Below are 13,865 nucleotides of genomic sequence, written 5' to 3'. Positions count from 1 at the left end.
CCGATTCACCATGGACTACGTGACGAAGCATCATCCACATGACTACCTGCCCGCGGCCGGCCACGACGCGCTGCTACCCTGCTACGACTTGATCTCACGCCTGCTGGGCATCAAACGTGTCCACCAGGCTCTCATCGCTCAGGCCGACCTGGCCGAGTGCCGACGCGTGTTGGAGATCGGCTGCGGCACAGGGAATCTCATCCTTCGGGCCAAGCGCGACTATCCCCACCTGGAGGCGGTCGGATGCGACCCCGACCCGCGGGCGCTCGACCGGGCGCGGCGAAAGGGAAGCGATGTCCGTTTCGAGCACGGCTACGCGGAGCGGCTGCCCTACGCCGACCGCGAATTCGACCGGGTGCTGTCGTCGATGATGCTGCATCATATCGACGAACAGGCGAAAACCGCTGCGGCTCAAGAGGTCTTCCGCGTACTGCGGCCCGGCGGCAGGCTGCACCTCGTCGACATCGGCGGTGAGCAGACCACCGACCACGGTCTGCTGGCGCGGCTGGTCAGGCGCAACCCCCACGCGGCCGCCAACCTGGGCGACGCGATCCCTCGACTGCTGAATGCGGCGGGATTCGACTGCGCCGAAGTCGCATCGGAGCCGCACCGCGTCCTCGGGCGAGTCAACTACTACCGCGCGACCCGCCCTGCCTGACGCTGGTCGATAGCGACCTTCACCGCTCCACTTTCGCCCTGGTTGGCGATCGCCAGGAACGCGTCGCGCCACTGCTCGAGCGAGAACGTGTGGGTGAGCATCGGACGCAGGTCGACCCGGCCGGCGGCCGCCAGGTCCAGGTAGTGGGCGATGGCATGCTTGCGCTGCCCGTCGACCTCTTCGACGCCGAAGGCGTTGGAGCCCACCAGGGCGATCTCCTTGAAATACAGGGGACTCCACTCCCAGCGCCCGGGCGCGTGAACGCCGGCCTGCACCAGCGTGCCCCGGGAGCGCAGCACCCGCACCCCCACCTCGAACGTCTCGGGTTTGCCCACGGTGTCGTAGACCACGTCGACCGCGCCCGGGTGCGCCATCGGCAGGCCCAGCAGCGGCTTCCGCAGCCGGCCACCGCCCCAGGCGACCAATTCTTCGATGACGGCCCCTCGCGGTTCGTGCGCCAGCACCTCGGCGGCTCCGAACCGCCGGGCCAGCTCTGCCTGGGCCGAGAAGCGCGCCACCACCGCGACGGCCACGTCCGGGTAGAGCGCCCGCACGATCGCGACCGCGCACAACCCCAGCGAGCCGGCCCCGTACACCAGGGCGCGGCCGGAGCGCGGCGGCGGGTGGCGGGTGATCGCGTGCAGGGACACCGAAAACGGATCGGCGAACACCGCCGCCTCGTCCGGGATCGAATCCGGGACACCGAACAGCATGCTGTCGTGCGCGGGCATCAACTCGGCGTAACCGCCCGTCACGTCGGCGGACACCCCGGTGTGGATGCCCGGCTTGATGTCCCCGTCGGTGAAGCTCCAGCAGAGACTGAAGTCACCGGCCTCGCATGCGGGACAAGGCGGTTCGATGCGGCGGGGTCCGCAGGACAACCACGGGTTGAGCACCACCCGCTGCCCCACCTCTAGCCCGCGGGCCTTCGGCCCCAGCGCCACCACGTCGGCCACCACCTCGTGACCCATCACCTGCGGGAAGGAGCAGAAGGACGACATGGCGTTGTCCGCGTCGCCCTCGCCGAGGTCCATCAAGATCTGCTTGGAATCCGAGCCGCAGATGCCGGTCAGCCGCGGCCGGGTCAGCACCCAATCATCGTGCGGCAGGCGCGGTTCCGGCACCCGCCGCAGGGCCGTCGGGGTCCGCGCCAGGTTCGCCGTCAGCGTGTTGGCGCCCTCGGCGACCTCGAACGGCTCCGGCGGCACGCCGTACACCAGGGCTCTCATCGCGGCGACTCCCTGGTTTTGAGGCCGGCCGCGCTGGCGATGAACGCGTCGAGGTCGGCGTTCTTGGCGTCGACGACCGCTTTCAGGTCGGGCACGTAGTGCTCGAAGCCGTCGCCGTCCATCGCCGCGATGATGCCGTCGGCCACCGCGTCGGCGGCCATCTTCGGCCCCTGGTACAGGGGTTCCTCGCTGCCCGGCTGGTCCCAGATCTCGGTGTCGACCGGACCCGGTTCGATCAACTTCACCGAGACACCGGAGCCGTGCAAATCCACTGCCATCGCCTCGCTCCACCCACACAGCGCGAACTTGCTTGCGCAATAAGCGGATTCGTGGATGATTCCGAGCCGGCCACCGACGCTCGACACGTTGACGATCAGGCCGGATCCGCGCGCCAGCATCCGTGGCAGCAGGGCCAGCGTCAGCCGCATCGGGGCGAAGAAGTTCACCCGCATGACATCCTCGACCTCGTCCGCGGCCAGCGCGGTGACGGGCCGCCGCTTCGGCACGGCGGCGTTGTTGATCAGCACGTCGACGCCGCCGAGCGCGTCCCAGGCCCGGACGGCCAGGTCGCCCAGCGCCGCGGTGTCGGCCAGATCGGCCACCCACATCGCCGACTCCGGTGAGGCCCGCCGGCAGTCCGCCAGCACCGCTTCCAGCCGGTCCCGCCGGCGCGCGACGAGCCCCACCACTGCGTGCCGCGCGGCCAGCTTTCGCGCCAGGGCCGCCCCCAGTCCTGACGACGCACCCGTGATGAGCACCCGATCAGCCATCCGTCAAGGTTGCCGCGAATCACGGGAAGCGTACAGTGGTGGAGGCTTGTTAAATAAGCTAAATATTAGATGGACTATTCCTGAACAGGGGCGAATATGACTTCAACCAGGTATGAGGGCGACACCTGGGACCTGGCGTCCAGCGTCGGGGTGACCGCGACGATGGTCGCCGCCGCCCGCGCGGTGGCCACCCGCGCCGACCGTCCGCTGATCAACGACCCGTTTGCCGAGCCGTTGGTGCGGGCCGTCGGCGTGGACCTGCTCACCCGGCTGGCGACCGGCGAGGTGAACCCGGACGAGCTCAACGACGCGCACGACGGCGCGACCGGGTCCGCCGGCGCGATGTCCCGGATGGCCGACAACATGGCGGTGCGCACGAAATTCTTCGACGAGTTCTTCCTGGACGCGACGCGTGCCGGCATCGAGCAGGCGGTGATCCTGGCCTCGGGTCTGGATGCCCGCGCCTACCGGCTGACGTGGCCCGCCGGGACCGTCGTCTACGAGGTAGACCAGCCGCAGGTGATCGACTTCAAGTCGCGCACGCTGGCCGACCTGGGCGCGGCACCCACCGCCGAGCGGCGCGTGGTGGCCGTCGACCTGCGCGACAACTGGCCCGCCGCGTTGCGGGCCGCCGGATTCGACCCGGCCCAACCGACCGCGTGGAGCGCCGAGGGTCTGCTGGGCTACCTGCCCCCGGCAGCGCAGGACCGCCTGCTGGACACCATCACCGAGCTCAGCGCGCCGGGCAGCCGGCTGGCCGTCGAGAGCGCGCCCAACCCCGAGCCCGGCGACGAGGACAAGCTGAAGGAGCGCATGCAGCACATCTCCGAACGCTGGCGTGCGCACGGTTTCGACCTGGACATGGCGGGGCTCGTCTACTTCGGGGACCGCAACGAGGCCGCCCCCTACCTCGGCGAGCGCGGTTGGTCGCTGAACGGCGTCAGCATTCGGGAGTTGTTCTCCGCCAACGGGCTTCCGCCACTCGAGGACGACGACGTCCGCATGGGCGAGGTGCTCTATGTAAGTGGCACCTATGAGTGAGGGACGCACGCAAGGTGACAGCTGGGGACCCGGGTCCAGCGTGGGAGCGACGGCCACCCTGGTCGCCGCATCCCGCGCGGTGGCGTCGCAGGGACCCGATGCGTTACTCGACGACCCGCTGGCCGCCCCGCTGGTCCGCGCCGTCGGCCTGGAGCCCTTCATCCGCATCGTCGACGGACAGGTCGATTTCGAGGACGGCCCGCTGTTCAATCGCAAGGCCCGGGCCGAGCAGATCACGGTTCGCACCCGGTTTTTCGACGACTTCTTCACCGCCGCATCCGAAGACGGTGTGCGGCAGGCGGTGATCCTGGCGGCCGGGCTGGATACCCGCGCCTACCGGTTGCGGTGGCCGGCGGGGACCCTGGTCTACGAGATCGACCAGCCACAGGTCATCGCGTTCAAGACCGACACGCTGGCCGGCCTCGGCGCCGAGCCGACGGCCGAGCGCCGCGCGATCGCCATCGACCTGCGGGACGACTGGCCGGCGGCGTTGCGGGACGGCGGGTTCGACGTGACGCAGCCGACGGCGTGGAGCGCGGAAGGGCTGCTGCCCTATCTGCCGCCCGAAGCGCAGGACAGGTTGTTCGACAACATCACCGCGCTCAGCGCGCCCGGCAGCCGGGTGGCCACCGAACACCTGCCCGATCCCAACGCGTTCTCCGACGAGCGGTTGCAGCGCATCAGCGAACGGTGGCAGCGCTTCGGCTTCAACCTCAACGCGGCCGACCTGTTCTACCAGGGCGAACGCAGCGTCGTCGTCGACTACCTGAGAACCCACGGCTGGCGGGTGACCGCCCACCCGGCTCGTGAGCTGTACGCGCAGAACGGGTTTGAATTCCCCGAGGACGAGATGTCGGCCACGTTCGGCGAGTTGAGCTACGTCGCCGCGACGCTGGCGTAGCGGGTTGGCTAGGGTCTTCTTATGTCACGCGCTCACGACGACGAGTGGGATCTGGCGTCCAGTGTGGGCGCGACCGCGACCATGGTGGCCGCCGGGCGCGCCATGGCGACGAAGGATTCCCGCGGCCTGATCCACGACCCGTTCGCCGAGCCGCTGGTGCGCGCGGTCGGGGTGGACTTCTTCACCAAGATGATGGACGGGGAGCTGGACCTCGAGGCGATCGAGAACGCGTCGCAGGTGCGCATGCAGGCGATGGTCGACGGAATGGCCGTGCGCACCAAGTACTTCGACGACTACCTCATCGACGCCACCGGCGGCGGAATCCGGCAGGTGGTGATCCTCGCGTCCGGGCTGGACTCGCGCGCCTACCGGTTGCCGTGGCCGGACGGCACGGTGGTCTACGAGATCGACCAGCCCCGCGTGATCGAGTTCAAGACCGGCACGTTGGCAGGCATCGGCGCGGAGCCGGCCGCCACGAGGCGCACCGTGCCGATCGACCTGCGTGCCGACTGGCCGACCGCCCTGAAAGCGGCCGGGTTCGATACGACGGCGCCGACCGCGTGGCTGGCCGAGGGCCTGCTGATCTACCTGCCGCCGGAAGCCCAGGACAGGTTGTTCGACAACATCACCACGCTCAGCGCGCCTGGAAGCACGATCGCCACCGAATTCGTGCCCGGCATCATCGATTTCAACGCGGACAGAGTGCGGGAAATGTCCGGTTCCTTCCGCGACCACGGCGTGGACATCGACATGGCGGGGCTGGTCTACGCCGGCGAACGCAACCACGTCGTGGACTATCTGCGGTCCAAGCGCTGGAACGTCGAAGGCACGACCCGAACGGAACTGTTCCGGCGCCAGGGCATCGACGCGCCCGCCCCGGAAAACGACGATCCGCTCGGCGAGATCATCTTCATCAGCGGCGGTCTCACCGGCTAGCTTTCTAGAACCGCGACGGGCCCGGCCACAGCACGCTGGCGCCGCTCAGCGTCTGCTCGACGTTGCCCAGGATGCCGGTGACCGTGCGGCCCAGCAGGGCGGCCAGCGCGTCCGGCAGCGACGCCGCGGCGGGTTGCGACGAGGCCCGGGGCCGCACCATGTCCAGCAGCGAGGAGCCTGGATAGTTGACGATGCGGACATCGCTGTCCTCGTCCAGGTCGGCCAGGACCTTGGCCCGGCGCACCGCGGTACGGAACCCGCCGAGTTCGTCGACCAAGCCGCGGTCCAGGGCGTCGGCGCCGGTCCAAATCCTTCCCTGCGCAACACGATCGACAGCCTCGGCCGTCAGATTGCGGGCTTCGGCGACCCGCTGCACGAAGTCCGCGTAGAACAGGTCCGCCTCGGCTTCCCGATGTGCCTGCTGCTCGGGCGTGAACGGCGCGTCGATCGACCAGGCGTCGGCATTGGCGTTGGTGCGCACGGTATCCGACCCGACCCCCAACCGCTCCAAGAGATCGCGGATCACCAGCTTGCCGGTGATCACACCGATCGAACCCGTGACCGTCGCCGGGTTGGCGACGATCGCGTCGGCCCCCATCGAGACGTAGTAACCGCCGGAGGCGGCGACCGCGCCCATGGACGCCACCACCGGCTTGCCGCGCTTGCGGACCCTGGTCACCTCGCGCCAGATGCTTTCCGACGCGGTGATCGTGCCGCCGGGGCTGTTCACCCGCAGCACGATCGCGGACACCGAGTCGTCGGCGCCGGCCTCCCGCAGCGCCGCCCCGATGGTGTCGCCGCCGGCGGTGGCGGCGCCCAGCGGCAGGAACTGCGGACCGCCGCGTCCGTCGACGATCATGCCGTCGACGGTGATGACGGCCAGCGTCGGCTTCGGCCGGCGGCCGGGAACCGGCGGCTTGGGTGGGGCCAGCCGGGAGCGGGCCGCACCGGCGTAACGCGCCAAATACAGCCGCGGTGGGGCGGTGTCGTCGGAGACATCTTTGACTCCAACCAGTTCCGCTATCCGGGCGTAGGCTTCGTCGCGGAACCCGATCCGGTCGAGCAGGCCGGCGGCCACGGCGTCGTCGCGCAACAGCGGGGCGCGGTCGGCCACCGCGTCGAGCGCGCCGGCGTCGAGCTTGCGCGATTCGGCGATTGCCTGCCACGCCTGCTGCTGCAGGCTTTCCAGCATCCGGGTGACGGCCTCGCGATGGGCCGTCGTGAAGCCGTGCTCGGTGAAACGGTTTGCCGCCGACTTGTATTGGCCGCGCGCGACGAATTGGGGTTCGATCCCGGCCTTGTCGAACGCGTCGCGCAGGAAGGTGGCGTTGCTCGCGAAGCCGATCAGCCCGACGCTTCCCGACGGCTGCATCCAGACCTCGCCGAACGCCGAGGCCAGGTAGTAGGACAGCGTGCCAGGATAGGTTTCGGCCCACGCCAGCGACGGCTTGGCGGCGGTGAACGCCACGATGGCCTCGCGCAGCTCCTGCACCGCCGCCGGCGGGGATGCCGCAAGTTGCACCCGGGCGATCAGTCCGGCCACCCGCGGGTCGTCGGCGGCACGGTGGATGGCGGCGACGGCGTCGCGCAGCGCCATCGGCCTACCGCCGGTGAAGATCGCGAGCGGATCGAATCCCGCCGCCTCCGGCGGCGCGCTACGCAGGTCGAGCTCGAGGACACAGCCGTTGGGCACGCCGTGGTGACGGGCGGTGTCGACGCGGTCGGCCAGCGCGCGGACGTCGTCGATCCCGGGCATAGAGGGCAGGAAGGCGAACATGTTTGCAGCGTACCGACACCGCAGCCGTACGGTGGTGGGGTGAGGCTCTCCGTCGCCATCCCCCAATTCGACTACGACCGGTTCGACGCCGAAGGACTGCGTGCTTACCTACTCCGCGCCGAGGAGCTGGGGTTCGAGGGGGGTTGGGTGCTCGAGCAGATCATCGGGGACGCACCGCTGCTGGCGCCGCTCGAACTGCTGGCCTACTGCGCGGCCTGCACCGAGCGGATGCGCCTGGGGGTCGCCGTGCTGGTGACGTCGCTGCACGATCCGCTGCAGCTGGCCTCTTCCGTCACCGCTGTCGACCGGCTCAGCCATGGCCGCCTGGACGTCGGCGTCGGGACGGGCGGCGGCTTTCGCAGGTTCGCGGCGTTCGGCGTCGAAAAGGCAACGTACATCTCGTATTTCACCGAGGGCCTGAAGCTGATGAAGGCCGCCTGGTCCGACGAGCCCCGGGTGACGTTCCATGGCCGGTTCCGCGACGTCGACGACGTGCCGATTGCGCCCAAGCCGGTGCAGCGGCCGCACCCGCCCATCTGGTTCGGCGGCCTGGTCCCGAAGGCCCTGGCCAGGGCGGTGCGCCACGGCGACTCGTTCATGGGCGCCGGTTCGTCGACCACCCAGGCCTTCGCCGGTGCCGTGACCGTGGTGCGTCGTGAACTCGACGAACAGCAAAAGGACCCAGCGCATTTCACCATCGGCAAACGCGTCTACCTGATGGTCGACGATGATGCGGCGCGGGCACGTGAGCGCGTGCTCGCGGGGCTGCGGCGGATCTACGGGAAGATGCCCGGCGTGGAAGACGTTCCGGTGTCGGGCACGCCCGACGACGTGGCACGCGGGCTGCGCGCGGTGATCGACGCCGGGGCCGAATACCTACTGCTCAATCCCGTCGGCGTCGACGTGTCAGAGAACCGCGAGCAAATGGAACGCCTTGCCGCGGAAGTCATTCCGCGGCTAGGCTGATTACAGCTCGGTCGCCGAGCCGCCCGCGGCGGTGATCTTCTCGCGAGCGCTGCCGCTGAACTTGTGCGCGGACACATCGACCTTGACAGTCAGCTTGCCGTCGCCGAGGACCTTGACCAACGAGTTCTTGCGAACCGCGCCCTTGGCCACCAGCTCGTCGATACCGATGGAACCGCCCTTGGGGAACAGCCGGTTGAGGTCGCCGACGTTGACGATCTCGTACTCGGTGCGGAACCGGTTGCGGAAGCCCTTGAGCTTGGGCAGCCGCATGTGAATCGGCATCTGCCCGCCCTCGAAGGTGGCCGGCACGTTCTTGCGGGCCTTGGTGCCCTTCGTACCGCGACCGGCCGTCTTGCCCTTCGAACCCTCGCCGCGACCGACGCGGGTGCGGGCGGTCTTCGACCCGGGCGCGGGCTTCAGGTCGTGCAGCTTGATCGTCATTTCTTCTTCCCTCCGGTCCCTGCGGCTTGCGCCTCGGCCGGCTCCACCTCGACGAGGTGGTTGACCACCGCGATCAGGCCGCGGGTCGCTGCGTTGTCCTCACGGATCACCGAGTGGCGGATCCGTCGCAGGCCCAGGGTGCGCAGGCTCTCCCGCTGCTTCCAGCGGGCCCCGATGGTGCTGCGCACCTGGGTGATCTTCAGTTGGCTCATTGCGGTGCCGTTCCCTCACGCGCGGCACTGGCGGCCAGCGCTTCACTTTCCCGTCGCGCCTTGAGCATTCCAGCCGGGGCGACGTCCTCGATGGGCAGTCCGCGCCGGGCGGCCACCTCCTCGGGACGCTGCAGCAGCTTGAGCGCGGTGACGGTGGCGTGGACCACGTTGATCGCGTTGTCGCTGCCCAACGACTTGGCCAGGATGTCGCGCACCCCAGCGCATTCCAGCACCGCACGCGCCGCGCCGCCGGCGATCACACCGGTACCCGGACTGGCCGGGCGCAGCAGCACCACGCCGGCGGCGGCTTCGCCCTGCACCGGGTGCGTGATGGTGCCGCCGATCAGCGGCACCCGGAAGAAGCCCTTGCGCGCCTCCTCCACGCCCTTGGCGATGGCGGCCGGGACTTCCTTGGCCTTGCCGTAGCCGACGCCGACCATGCCGTTGCCGTCGCCCACGATGACCAATGCGGTGAAGCTGAAGCGCCGACCACCCTTGACCACCTTGGAGACGCGGTTGATGGCGACGACCCGCTCCAGGTAGTTGCTCTTGTCGCCGTCGCGGTCGCGGCCACCACGACCGCCGCCATCGCGCCGGCCGCGGCTGTCGCGGTCACCGCGCGAGTCACGGCTGTCTGGGGCGCCCTGCCCGCCGGCCGACTGTTCCGCCATTATGCGGTCCTTCCGGTCTTGTTCGAGGTCTCGATCATCTAGAAACTCAATCCGTTCTCGCGGGCGGCATCGGCCAGCGCCGCGATCCGTCCCGCGTAGGTGTACCCGCCGCGGTCGAACACCACGGTGTCGACACCGGCGGCCTTGGCGCGCTCGGCGATCAACTGGCCGACCCGCACGCTGCGGGCCTTCTTGTCACCCTGCAGGCCGCGCACGTCGTCCTCGATGGACGACGCGGCGGCCACCGTGGTGCCGTTCTCGTCGTTGACCAGCTGCACGTGGATGTGCCGCGCGGATCGATTGACGACGAGCCGCGGACGCTCCGGGGTGCCCGCAATCTTCTTGCGAAGCCGGGCGTGCCTACGCAACCGCGAGACCCGACGAGTTTCGGATACGTTCTGCCCCACCGGCTTTCGCGCGACGGTGTCAGCTTGCTTTTGCGCCATGACTACTTACCTGTCTTTCCGACCTTGCGGCGGATCTGCTCGCCCTCGTAGCGCACGCCCTTGCCCTTGTACGGGTCGGGACGGCGCAGGCGGCGGATGTTCGCCGAGATCTGGCCGACCTTTTGCTTGTCGATGCCGGTGATCGAGAACTTCGTCGGGGATTGGACCGCGAACGTGATGCCCTCGGGCGCCTCGATGACGACCGGATGGCTGTAGCCCAGCGCGAACTCGAGGTTGGCGCCCTTGAGCTGGACGCGGTAACCGACCCCGAAGATCTCCATCTTGGTGGTGTAGCCCTCGGTCACGCCGGTGACCAGGTTGGACACCAGGGTGCGCGACAGCCCGTGCAGCGAGCGGTTGCGCCGCTCGTCGTTGGGACGGGTGACCACGATGGCGCCGTCGTCGTTGCGGGCCACCGTAATCGGTTCGGCGACCGTCAAATTCAGGCTGCCCTTGGGCCCCTTCACCGAGACGTTCTGGCCCTCGATCGTTACGTCGACTCCGGCGGGAACCGGAACCGGCTGCTTACCAATGCGCGACATAATCTATTGCTGCCTCTCCCGCTACCACACGTACGCGAGGACTTCGCCGCCCACGCCCTGTCTGGCTGCCTGACGGTCGGTCAGCAGGCCCGAGGAGGTCGAGATGATCGCCACGCCCAGGCCGCCGAGCACGCGCGGCAGGTTGGTCGATTTCGCGTACACCCGCAGACCGGGCTTGGACACTCGCCGCAGACCGGCGATGCTGCGCTCCCGGCTGGGTCCGTACTTGAGCTGGACGACCAGCGACTTGCCCACCCGAGCGTCTTCGGTCCGGTAATCGCTGATGTAACCCTCGCTCTTGAGGATCTGGGCGATGTTGGCCTTGATCTTGGAGTGCGGCAACGTCACCTCGTCGTGATACGCCGAATTGGCGTTGCGCAGACGTGTCAAGAAGTCTGCGATCGGGTCCGTCATCGTCATGACAGCGTTGGTACCTTCCTCGCGGTGGTTCCCGGTCCGGGCCTGTCGCGCGCCTGTTCTGGGTTGGTCTTGGGGTCCTGGTTCTTACCAGCTGCTCTTTTGCACGCCGGGCAGCTCGCCCGCATGCGCCATCTCGCGCAGGCAGATCCTGCACAGGCCGAATTTGCGGAAGACCGCGCGCGGGCGGCCGCACCTGTTGCAGCGCGTGTAGCCGCGCACCGCGAACTTCGGCTTGCGTGCGGCCTTGTTGACCAGTGCCTTCTTCGCCATCTACTCAGTTCTCCTTGAAGGGAAAGCCGAGGGCCCGCAACAGCGCTCGTCCTTCGTCGTCGGTCGTCGCCGAGGTGACGACGTTGATGTCCATTCCGCGGACCCGGTCGATCTTGTCCACGTCGATCTCGTGGAACACCGACTGCTCGGCCAGCCCGAACGTGTAGTTGCCGACACCGTCGAACTGCTTGGGCGAAAGCCCGCGGAAGTCACGGATACGGGGCAGCGCGATCGAGGTGAGGCGGTCGAGGAACTCCCACATCCGGTCTCCGCGCAGGGTGACGCGGGCGCCGATCGGCATGCCCTCGCGCAGCTTGAACTGCGCGATGGACTTGCGCGCCCTGCGGATCTCGGGCTTCTGCCCGGTGATCAGCGCAAGGTCGTTGACCGCGCCGTTGATCAGCTTCGCGTCCCGCGCCGCATCGCCGACGCCCATGTTGACGACGACCTTCGTTACGGTCGGGATCTGCATGACGTTCGCGTAGCCGAACTGCTGCTGCAGCGAATCACGAATCTCGCTGCGGTAGCGCTCTTTCAGGCGCGGCTGAACCTTCTCTGTTGTGGTCACGCTAGATGTCCTTGCCGTTGCGCTTGGAGATACGAACCCGCTTGCCGGTCTCCTCGTCGACCCGGTAGCCGACGCGGGTGGGCTTACCGTCCGAGTCGACCACCATGACGTTGGAGGCATCGATCGGCGCCTCCTGGGTGACGATTCCACCCGACTGGGCTCCGCGCTGGTTGCTCGAAACCGCGGTGTGCTTCTTGATCGAGTTGACGCCCTGGACCAGGACCCGGTTGCGCTCGGGGTAAACCTTGAGCACCTTGCCTTTGGCGCCCTTGTCCTTGCCGGCGATGACCAGGACGGTGTCGTCCTTCTTGATTTTCATCTACAACACCTCCGGGGCCAGCGAAATGATCTTCATGAACCGCTTCTCACGCAGCTCGCGGCCGACGGGGCCGAAGATGCGCGTGCCGCGCGGGTCGTTGTCGGGCTTGATGATCACCGCGGCATTCTCGTCGAACTTGATGTAGCTGCCGTCCGGGCGGCGGCGCTCCTTGACCGTGCGTACCACGACGGCCTTGACAACATCCCCGCGCTTGACGTTGCCGCCGGGAATGGCGTCCTTGACGGTGGCGACGATGACGTCCCCGATGCCGGCGTAGCGTCGCGACGAACCGCCGAGCACCCGGATGCACAAGATCTCCTTGGCGCCGGTGTTGTCGGCGACCTTCAGCCGCGATTCCTGCTGAATCACTCGATCTCCTGACCTGGTTGCGTGTGCACGGCAGGAGGCAAGCCACAGCCCACCGAATAACCTGACATGCGCGGTCTTTGTCACCGAAGGGCACGCGGGGCCGATTCGCACCGGCCGAGGTCTGCCCAAGGCAACCCCTAGAGTCTAGGGGAAGACCAGCTCAGAGCCAAATTCACGGCCCAGGCGGCTTAAGGGCGGCTTAGGGGCAGGTTCACGGAGCCGTTTCGCCGATTCTCCGGATATCACGGAGGTGGTGCACGCCTTCGTGCATCGCCTGGCGCACGAACCAGCGGGCGGTGCGCCGCTCGCCCGGCAGCCGGGTCGCGATGCGGTCCCAGTCGTGGTCTTTGACGCGCGCGACCTCGTCGCGAAAGCCCGCCACGGCTGCCCCCAGTTCGTCGAGCGTGGCGTCGATGTCGCAATCGTTGTACCGGAAGCGGCGGGCCCGCAGATCGTTGAACATCGGCTCCAGGGAGGGCTGGTGCTCGGTGCGCACGCGGTACAGCCGGATGGTGAAGGAGACGTAGACGTCGCGCAGATGGCAGAGGTATTCGGCGACCGACCACACGTCGGGACCGGGCCGTGACCGCCGCGCCCCGGGCGGGATCGCGGAGAGCGCCTTCCGAACGGCGTCCGGCAGGCCGGCGATGACGCCGATCGCGTCCTCGGTCCGAGTGTCCGAGTAACTCATCCCACAGGCAGCGCAGACGTGGTCTTCGGCGGCCAGCGGGGGCAGGGGCGCGGGCATGTCCAAATCCTTCACCTAGGTCGGCCGCAGCTCTGCGCCGCCGCGAAGGATTGCCGGCTCAGCCGTCGATGTGCATCGGCGGGTCGGCGAAGGCGGGATCCGCAGGGTGCTGGTCGGGACCCATCGACTCGCAGTGCCCGTCGGGCACCAAGTAGGAACTGGCGCCGTTGGGAATCAAGCGGGGAACCGCCACGCAACGTTGCCAGGTGCCGTCGGGCTGGACCGGTCCGTCGCACTTGCTGAGAACGTTTCCTCCGTACTGGCAGCCGGCGCTGGCCGGCGCCGCGAAGGCGATCAGCTCTGCGGCCAGTAGCAGGCCGGCCAAGCCTCCGACGATGCCGCGCTTCATGCTTGCCTCCCGTCACCAACCCAGCCGACAACCAATGACGCTACCGCTTAGGCGAGCGGCGTTGGCTGCCTTTGAGGTCCCGAATGCACCTCTTCTTCGGCTGGGTCAGGACTGGAGTTCGAGGAGCGCGGCTCTCAAAGCTTAAGGGCGCGCCCGGCGAGTGGCGTCTATTCGCCGTCGCCTCCAGGTAAGACCGATGATGGCTCGTCAGAATGGTGGCGGATCGTCATCG

20 protein-coding genes are annotated in these 13,865 nt (G+C 68.4%); 5 read left to right on the top strand and 15 right to left on the bottom strand.

Translation table 11 applies throughout. The annotated features are described in order from the left end of the window. Nucleotides 1–10 precede the first annotated feature (10 nt). Nucleotides 11–658, top strand: a complete 648-nt coding sequence (locus A5678_RS23205; protein ID WP_068047487.1) for a class I SAM-dependent methyltransferase — start codon at nucleotides 11–13, stop codon at nucleotides 656–658. Here A5678_RS23205 and A5678_RS23200 read toward each other — a convergent pair. Together A5678_RS23200 and A5678_RS23195 are read right to left on the bottom strand one after the other, a co-directional pair. Further along, nucleotides 634–1,887, bottom strand: a complete 1,254-nt coding sequence (locus A5678_RS23200) for a zinc-binding dehydrogenase (RefSeq protein ID WP_068047484.1) — start codon at nucleotides 1,885–1,887, stop codon at nucleotides 634–636. The genes A5678_RS23205 and A5678_RS23200 overlap by 25 nt on opposite strands. Continuing rightward, the gene (locus tag A5678_RS23195; protein WP_068047480.1) at nucleotides 1,884–2,657 is read right to left on the bottom strand and encodes an SDR family oxidoreductase; all 774 of its coding nucleotides are present in this window, start codon (nucleotides 2,655–2,657) and stop codon (nucleotides 1,884–1,886) included. Before A5678_RS23195 ends, A5678_RS23200 begins: the two co-directional genes overlap by 4 nt. A 96-nt stretch (nucleotides 2,658–2,753) precedes the next feature. Here A5678_RS23195 and A5678_RS23190 point away from each other — a divergent pair, with 96 nt between their 5' ends. Genes A5678_RS23190 through A5678_RS23180 form a run of 3 tightly spaced genes read left to right on the top strand, consistent with a single transcriptional unit; the run spans nucleotide 2,754 to nucleotide 5,535 of the window. Continuing rightward, complete coding sequence (locus tag A5678_RS23190; protein WP_068047477.1) at nucleotides 2,754–3,698, top strand: class I SAM-dependent methyltransferase; 945 nt, start codon at nucleotides 2,754–2,756, stop codon at nucleotides 3,696–3,698. Then, nucleotides 3,691–4,599, top strand: coding sequence for a class I SAM-dependent methyltransferase (locus A5678_RS23185; protein WP_068047474.1), 909 nt, complete (start codon nucleotides 3,691–3,693; stop codon nucleotides 4,597–4,599). Before A5678_RS23190 ends, A5678_RS23185 begins: the two co-directional genes overlap by 8 nt. Nucleotides 4,600–4,620: 21 nt before the next feature. Continuing rightward, entirely contained in the window at nucleotides 4,621–5,535 is a 915-nt protein-coding gene (locus A5678_RS23180) for a class I SAM-dependent methyltransferase (RefSeq protein ID WP_068047471.1), read from the top strand. A gap of 4 nt (nucleotides 5,536–5,539) precedes the next feature. Here A5678_RS23180 and sppA read toward each other — a convergent pair whose 3' ends face one another. After that, complete coding sequence (sppA, locus tag A5678_RS23175) at nucleotides 5,540–7,312, bottom strand: signal peptide peptidase SppA (protein ID WP_068047469.1); 1,773 nt, start codon at nucleotides 7,310–7,312, stop codon at nucleotides 5,540–5,542. 39 nt (nucleotides 7,313–7,351) lie between these two features. On the opposite strand from sppA, the gene A5678_RS23170 reads away from it, so the two are divergent. Continuing rightward, nucleotides 7,352–8,278 carry an LLM class flavin-dependent oxidoreductase gene (locus tag A5678_RS23170; RefSeq protein WP_068047466.1) on the top strand — a complete coding sequence of 309 codons (927 nt, stop codon included), beginning with the start codon at nucleotides 7,352–7,354 and terminating at the stop codon, nucleotides 8,276–8,278. Here A5678_RS23170 and rplO read toward each other — a convergent pair whose 3' ends face one another. From rplO to A5678_RS23110, 12 genes are all read right to left on the bottom strand, one after another. Beyond that, complete coding sequence (rplO, locus tag A5678_RS23165; protein ID WP_068047463.1) at nucleotides 8,279–8,719, bottom strand: 50S ribosomal protein L15; 441 nt, start codon at nucleotides 8,717–8,719, stop codon at nucleotides 8,279–8,281. After that, entirely contained in the window at nucleotides 8,716–8,931 is a 216-nt protein-coding gene (gene rpmD, locus A5678_RS23160) for a 50S ribosomal protein L30 (RefSeq protein WP_068047460.1), read from the bottom strand. The genes rplO and rpmD overlap by 4 nt, the downstream gene beginning before the upstream one ends. Further along, the gene (rpsE, locus tag A5678_RS23155) at nucleotides 8,928–9,602 is read right to left on the bottom strand and encodes a 30S ribosomal protein S5 (protein WP_066945871.1); all 675 of its coding nucleotides are present in this window, start codon (nucleotides 9,600–9,602) and stop codon (nucleotides 8,928–8,930) included. The genes rpmD and rpsE overlap by 4 nt, the downstream gene beginning before the upstream one ends. 38 nt (nucleotides 9,603–9,640) lie before the next feature. Further along, complete coding sequence (rplR, locus tag A5678_RS23150; protein WP_197502236.1) at nucleotides 9,641–10,009, bottom strand: 50S ribosomal protein L18; 369 nt, start codon at nucleotides 10,007–10,009, stop codon at nucleotides 9,641–9,643. A gap of 41 nt (nucleotides 10,010–10,050) precedes the next feature. Further along, nucleotides 10,051–10,590 carry a 50S ribosomal protein L6 gene (rplF, locus tag A5678_RS23145; protein WP_068047454.1) on the bottom strand — a complete coding sequence of 180 codons (540 nt, stop codon included), beginning with the start codon at nucleotides 10,588–10,590 and terminating at the stop codon, nucleotides 10,051–10,053. 21 nt (nucleotides 10,591–10,611) lie between these two features. Beyond that, nucleotides 10,612–11,010 carry a 30S ribosomal protein S8 gene (rpsH, locus tag A5678_RS23140; RefSeq protein WP_068047451.1) on the bottom strand — a complete coding sequence of 133 codons (399 nt, stop codon included), beginning with the start codon at nucleotides 11,008–11,010 and terminating at the stop codon, nucleotides 10,612–10,614. Between the two features lie 84 nt (nucleotides 11,011–11,094). Then, nucleotides 11,095–11,280, bottom strand: a complete 186-nt coding sequence (locus A5678_RS23135) for a type Z 30S ribosomal protein S14 (RefSeq protein WP_007167851.1) — start codon at nucleotides 11,278–11,280, stop codon at nucleotides 11,095–11,097. 4 nt (nucleotides 11,281–11,284) lie between these two features. Next, nucleotides 11,285–11,848 (bottom strand): 50S ribosomal protein L5, encoded by a 564-nt coding sequence (gene rplE / locus A5678_RS23130; protein WP_068047448.1) that lies wholly within the window; start codon nucleotides 11,846–11,848, stop codon nucleotides 11,285–11,287. A 1-nt stretch (nucleotide 11,849) separates the two neighbouring features. Continuing rightward, nucleotides 11,850–12,167 (bottom strand): 50S ribosomal protein L24, encoded by a 318-nt coding sequence (gene rplX / locus A5678_RS23125; RefSeq protein WP_066945894.1) that lies wholly within the window; start codon nucleotides 12,165–12,167, stop codon nucleotides 11,850–11,852. Further along, on the bottom strand, nucleotides 12,168–12,536 hold the full coding sequence (rplN, locus tag A5678_RS23120; protein WP_003403649.1) for a 50S ribosomal protein L14: 369 nt from the start codon (nucleotides 12,534–12,536) through the stop codon (nucleotides 12,168–12,170). 211 nt (nucleotides 12,537–12,747) lie between these two features. After that, nucleotides 12,748–13,284, bottom strand: coding sequence for a DinB family protein (locus tag A5678_RS23115; protein ID WP_068047730.1), 537 nt, complete (start codon nucleotides 13,282–13,284; stop codon nucleotides 12,748–12,750). Between the two features lie 58 nt (nucleotides 13,285–13,342). Then, nucleotides 13,343–13,633 (bottom strand): hypothetical protein, encoded by a 291-nt coding sequence (locus tag A5678_RS23110; protein ID WP_068047445.1) that lies wholly within the window; start codon nucleotides 13,631–13,633, stop codon nucleotides 13,343–13,345. Nucleotides 13,634–13,865: the final 232 nt, after the last annotated feature.

This window comes from Mycobacterium sp. E2733, from assembly GCF_001667585.1.
Lineage (GTDB): Bacteria > Actinomycetota > Actinomycetes > Mycobacteriales > Mycobacteriaceae > Mycobacterium.
Note: the sequence above shows the minus strand (reverse complement) of the source record. Positions and strands in the feature narration are given on the sequence as shown.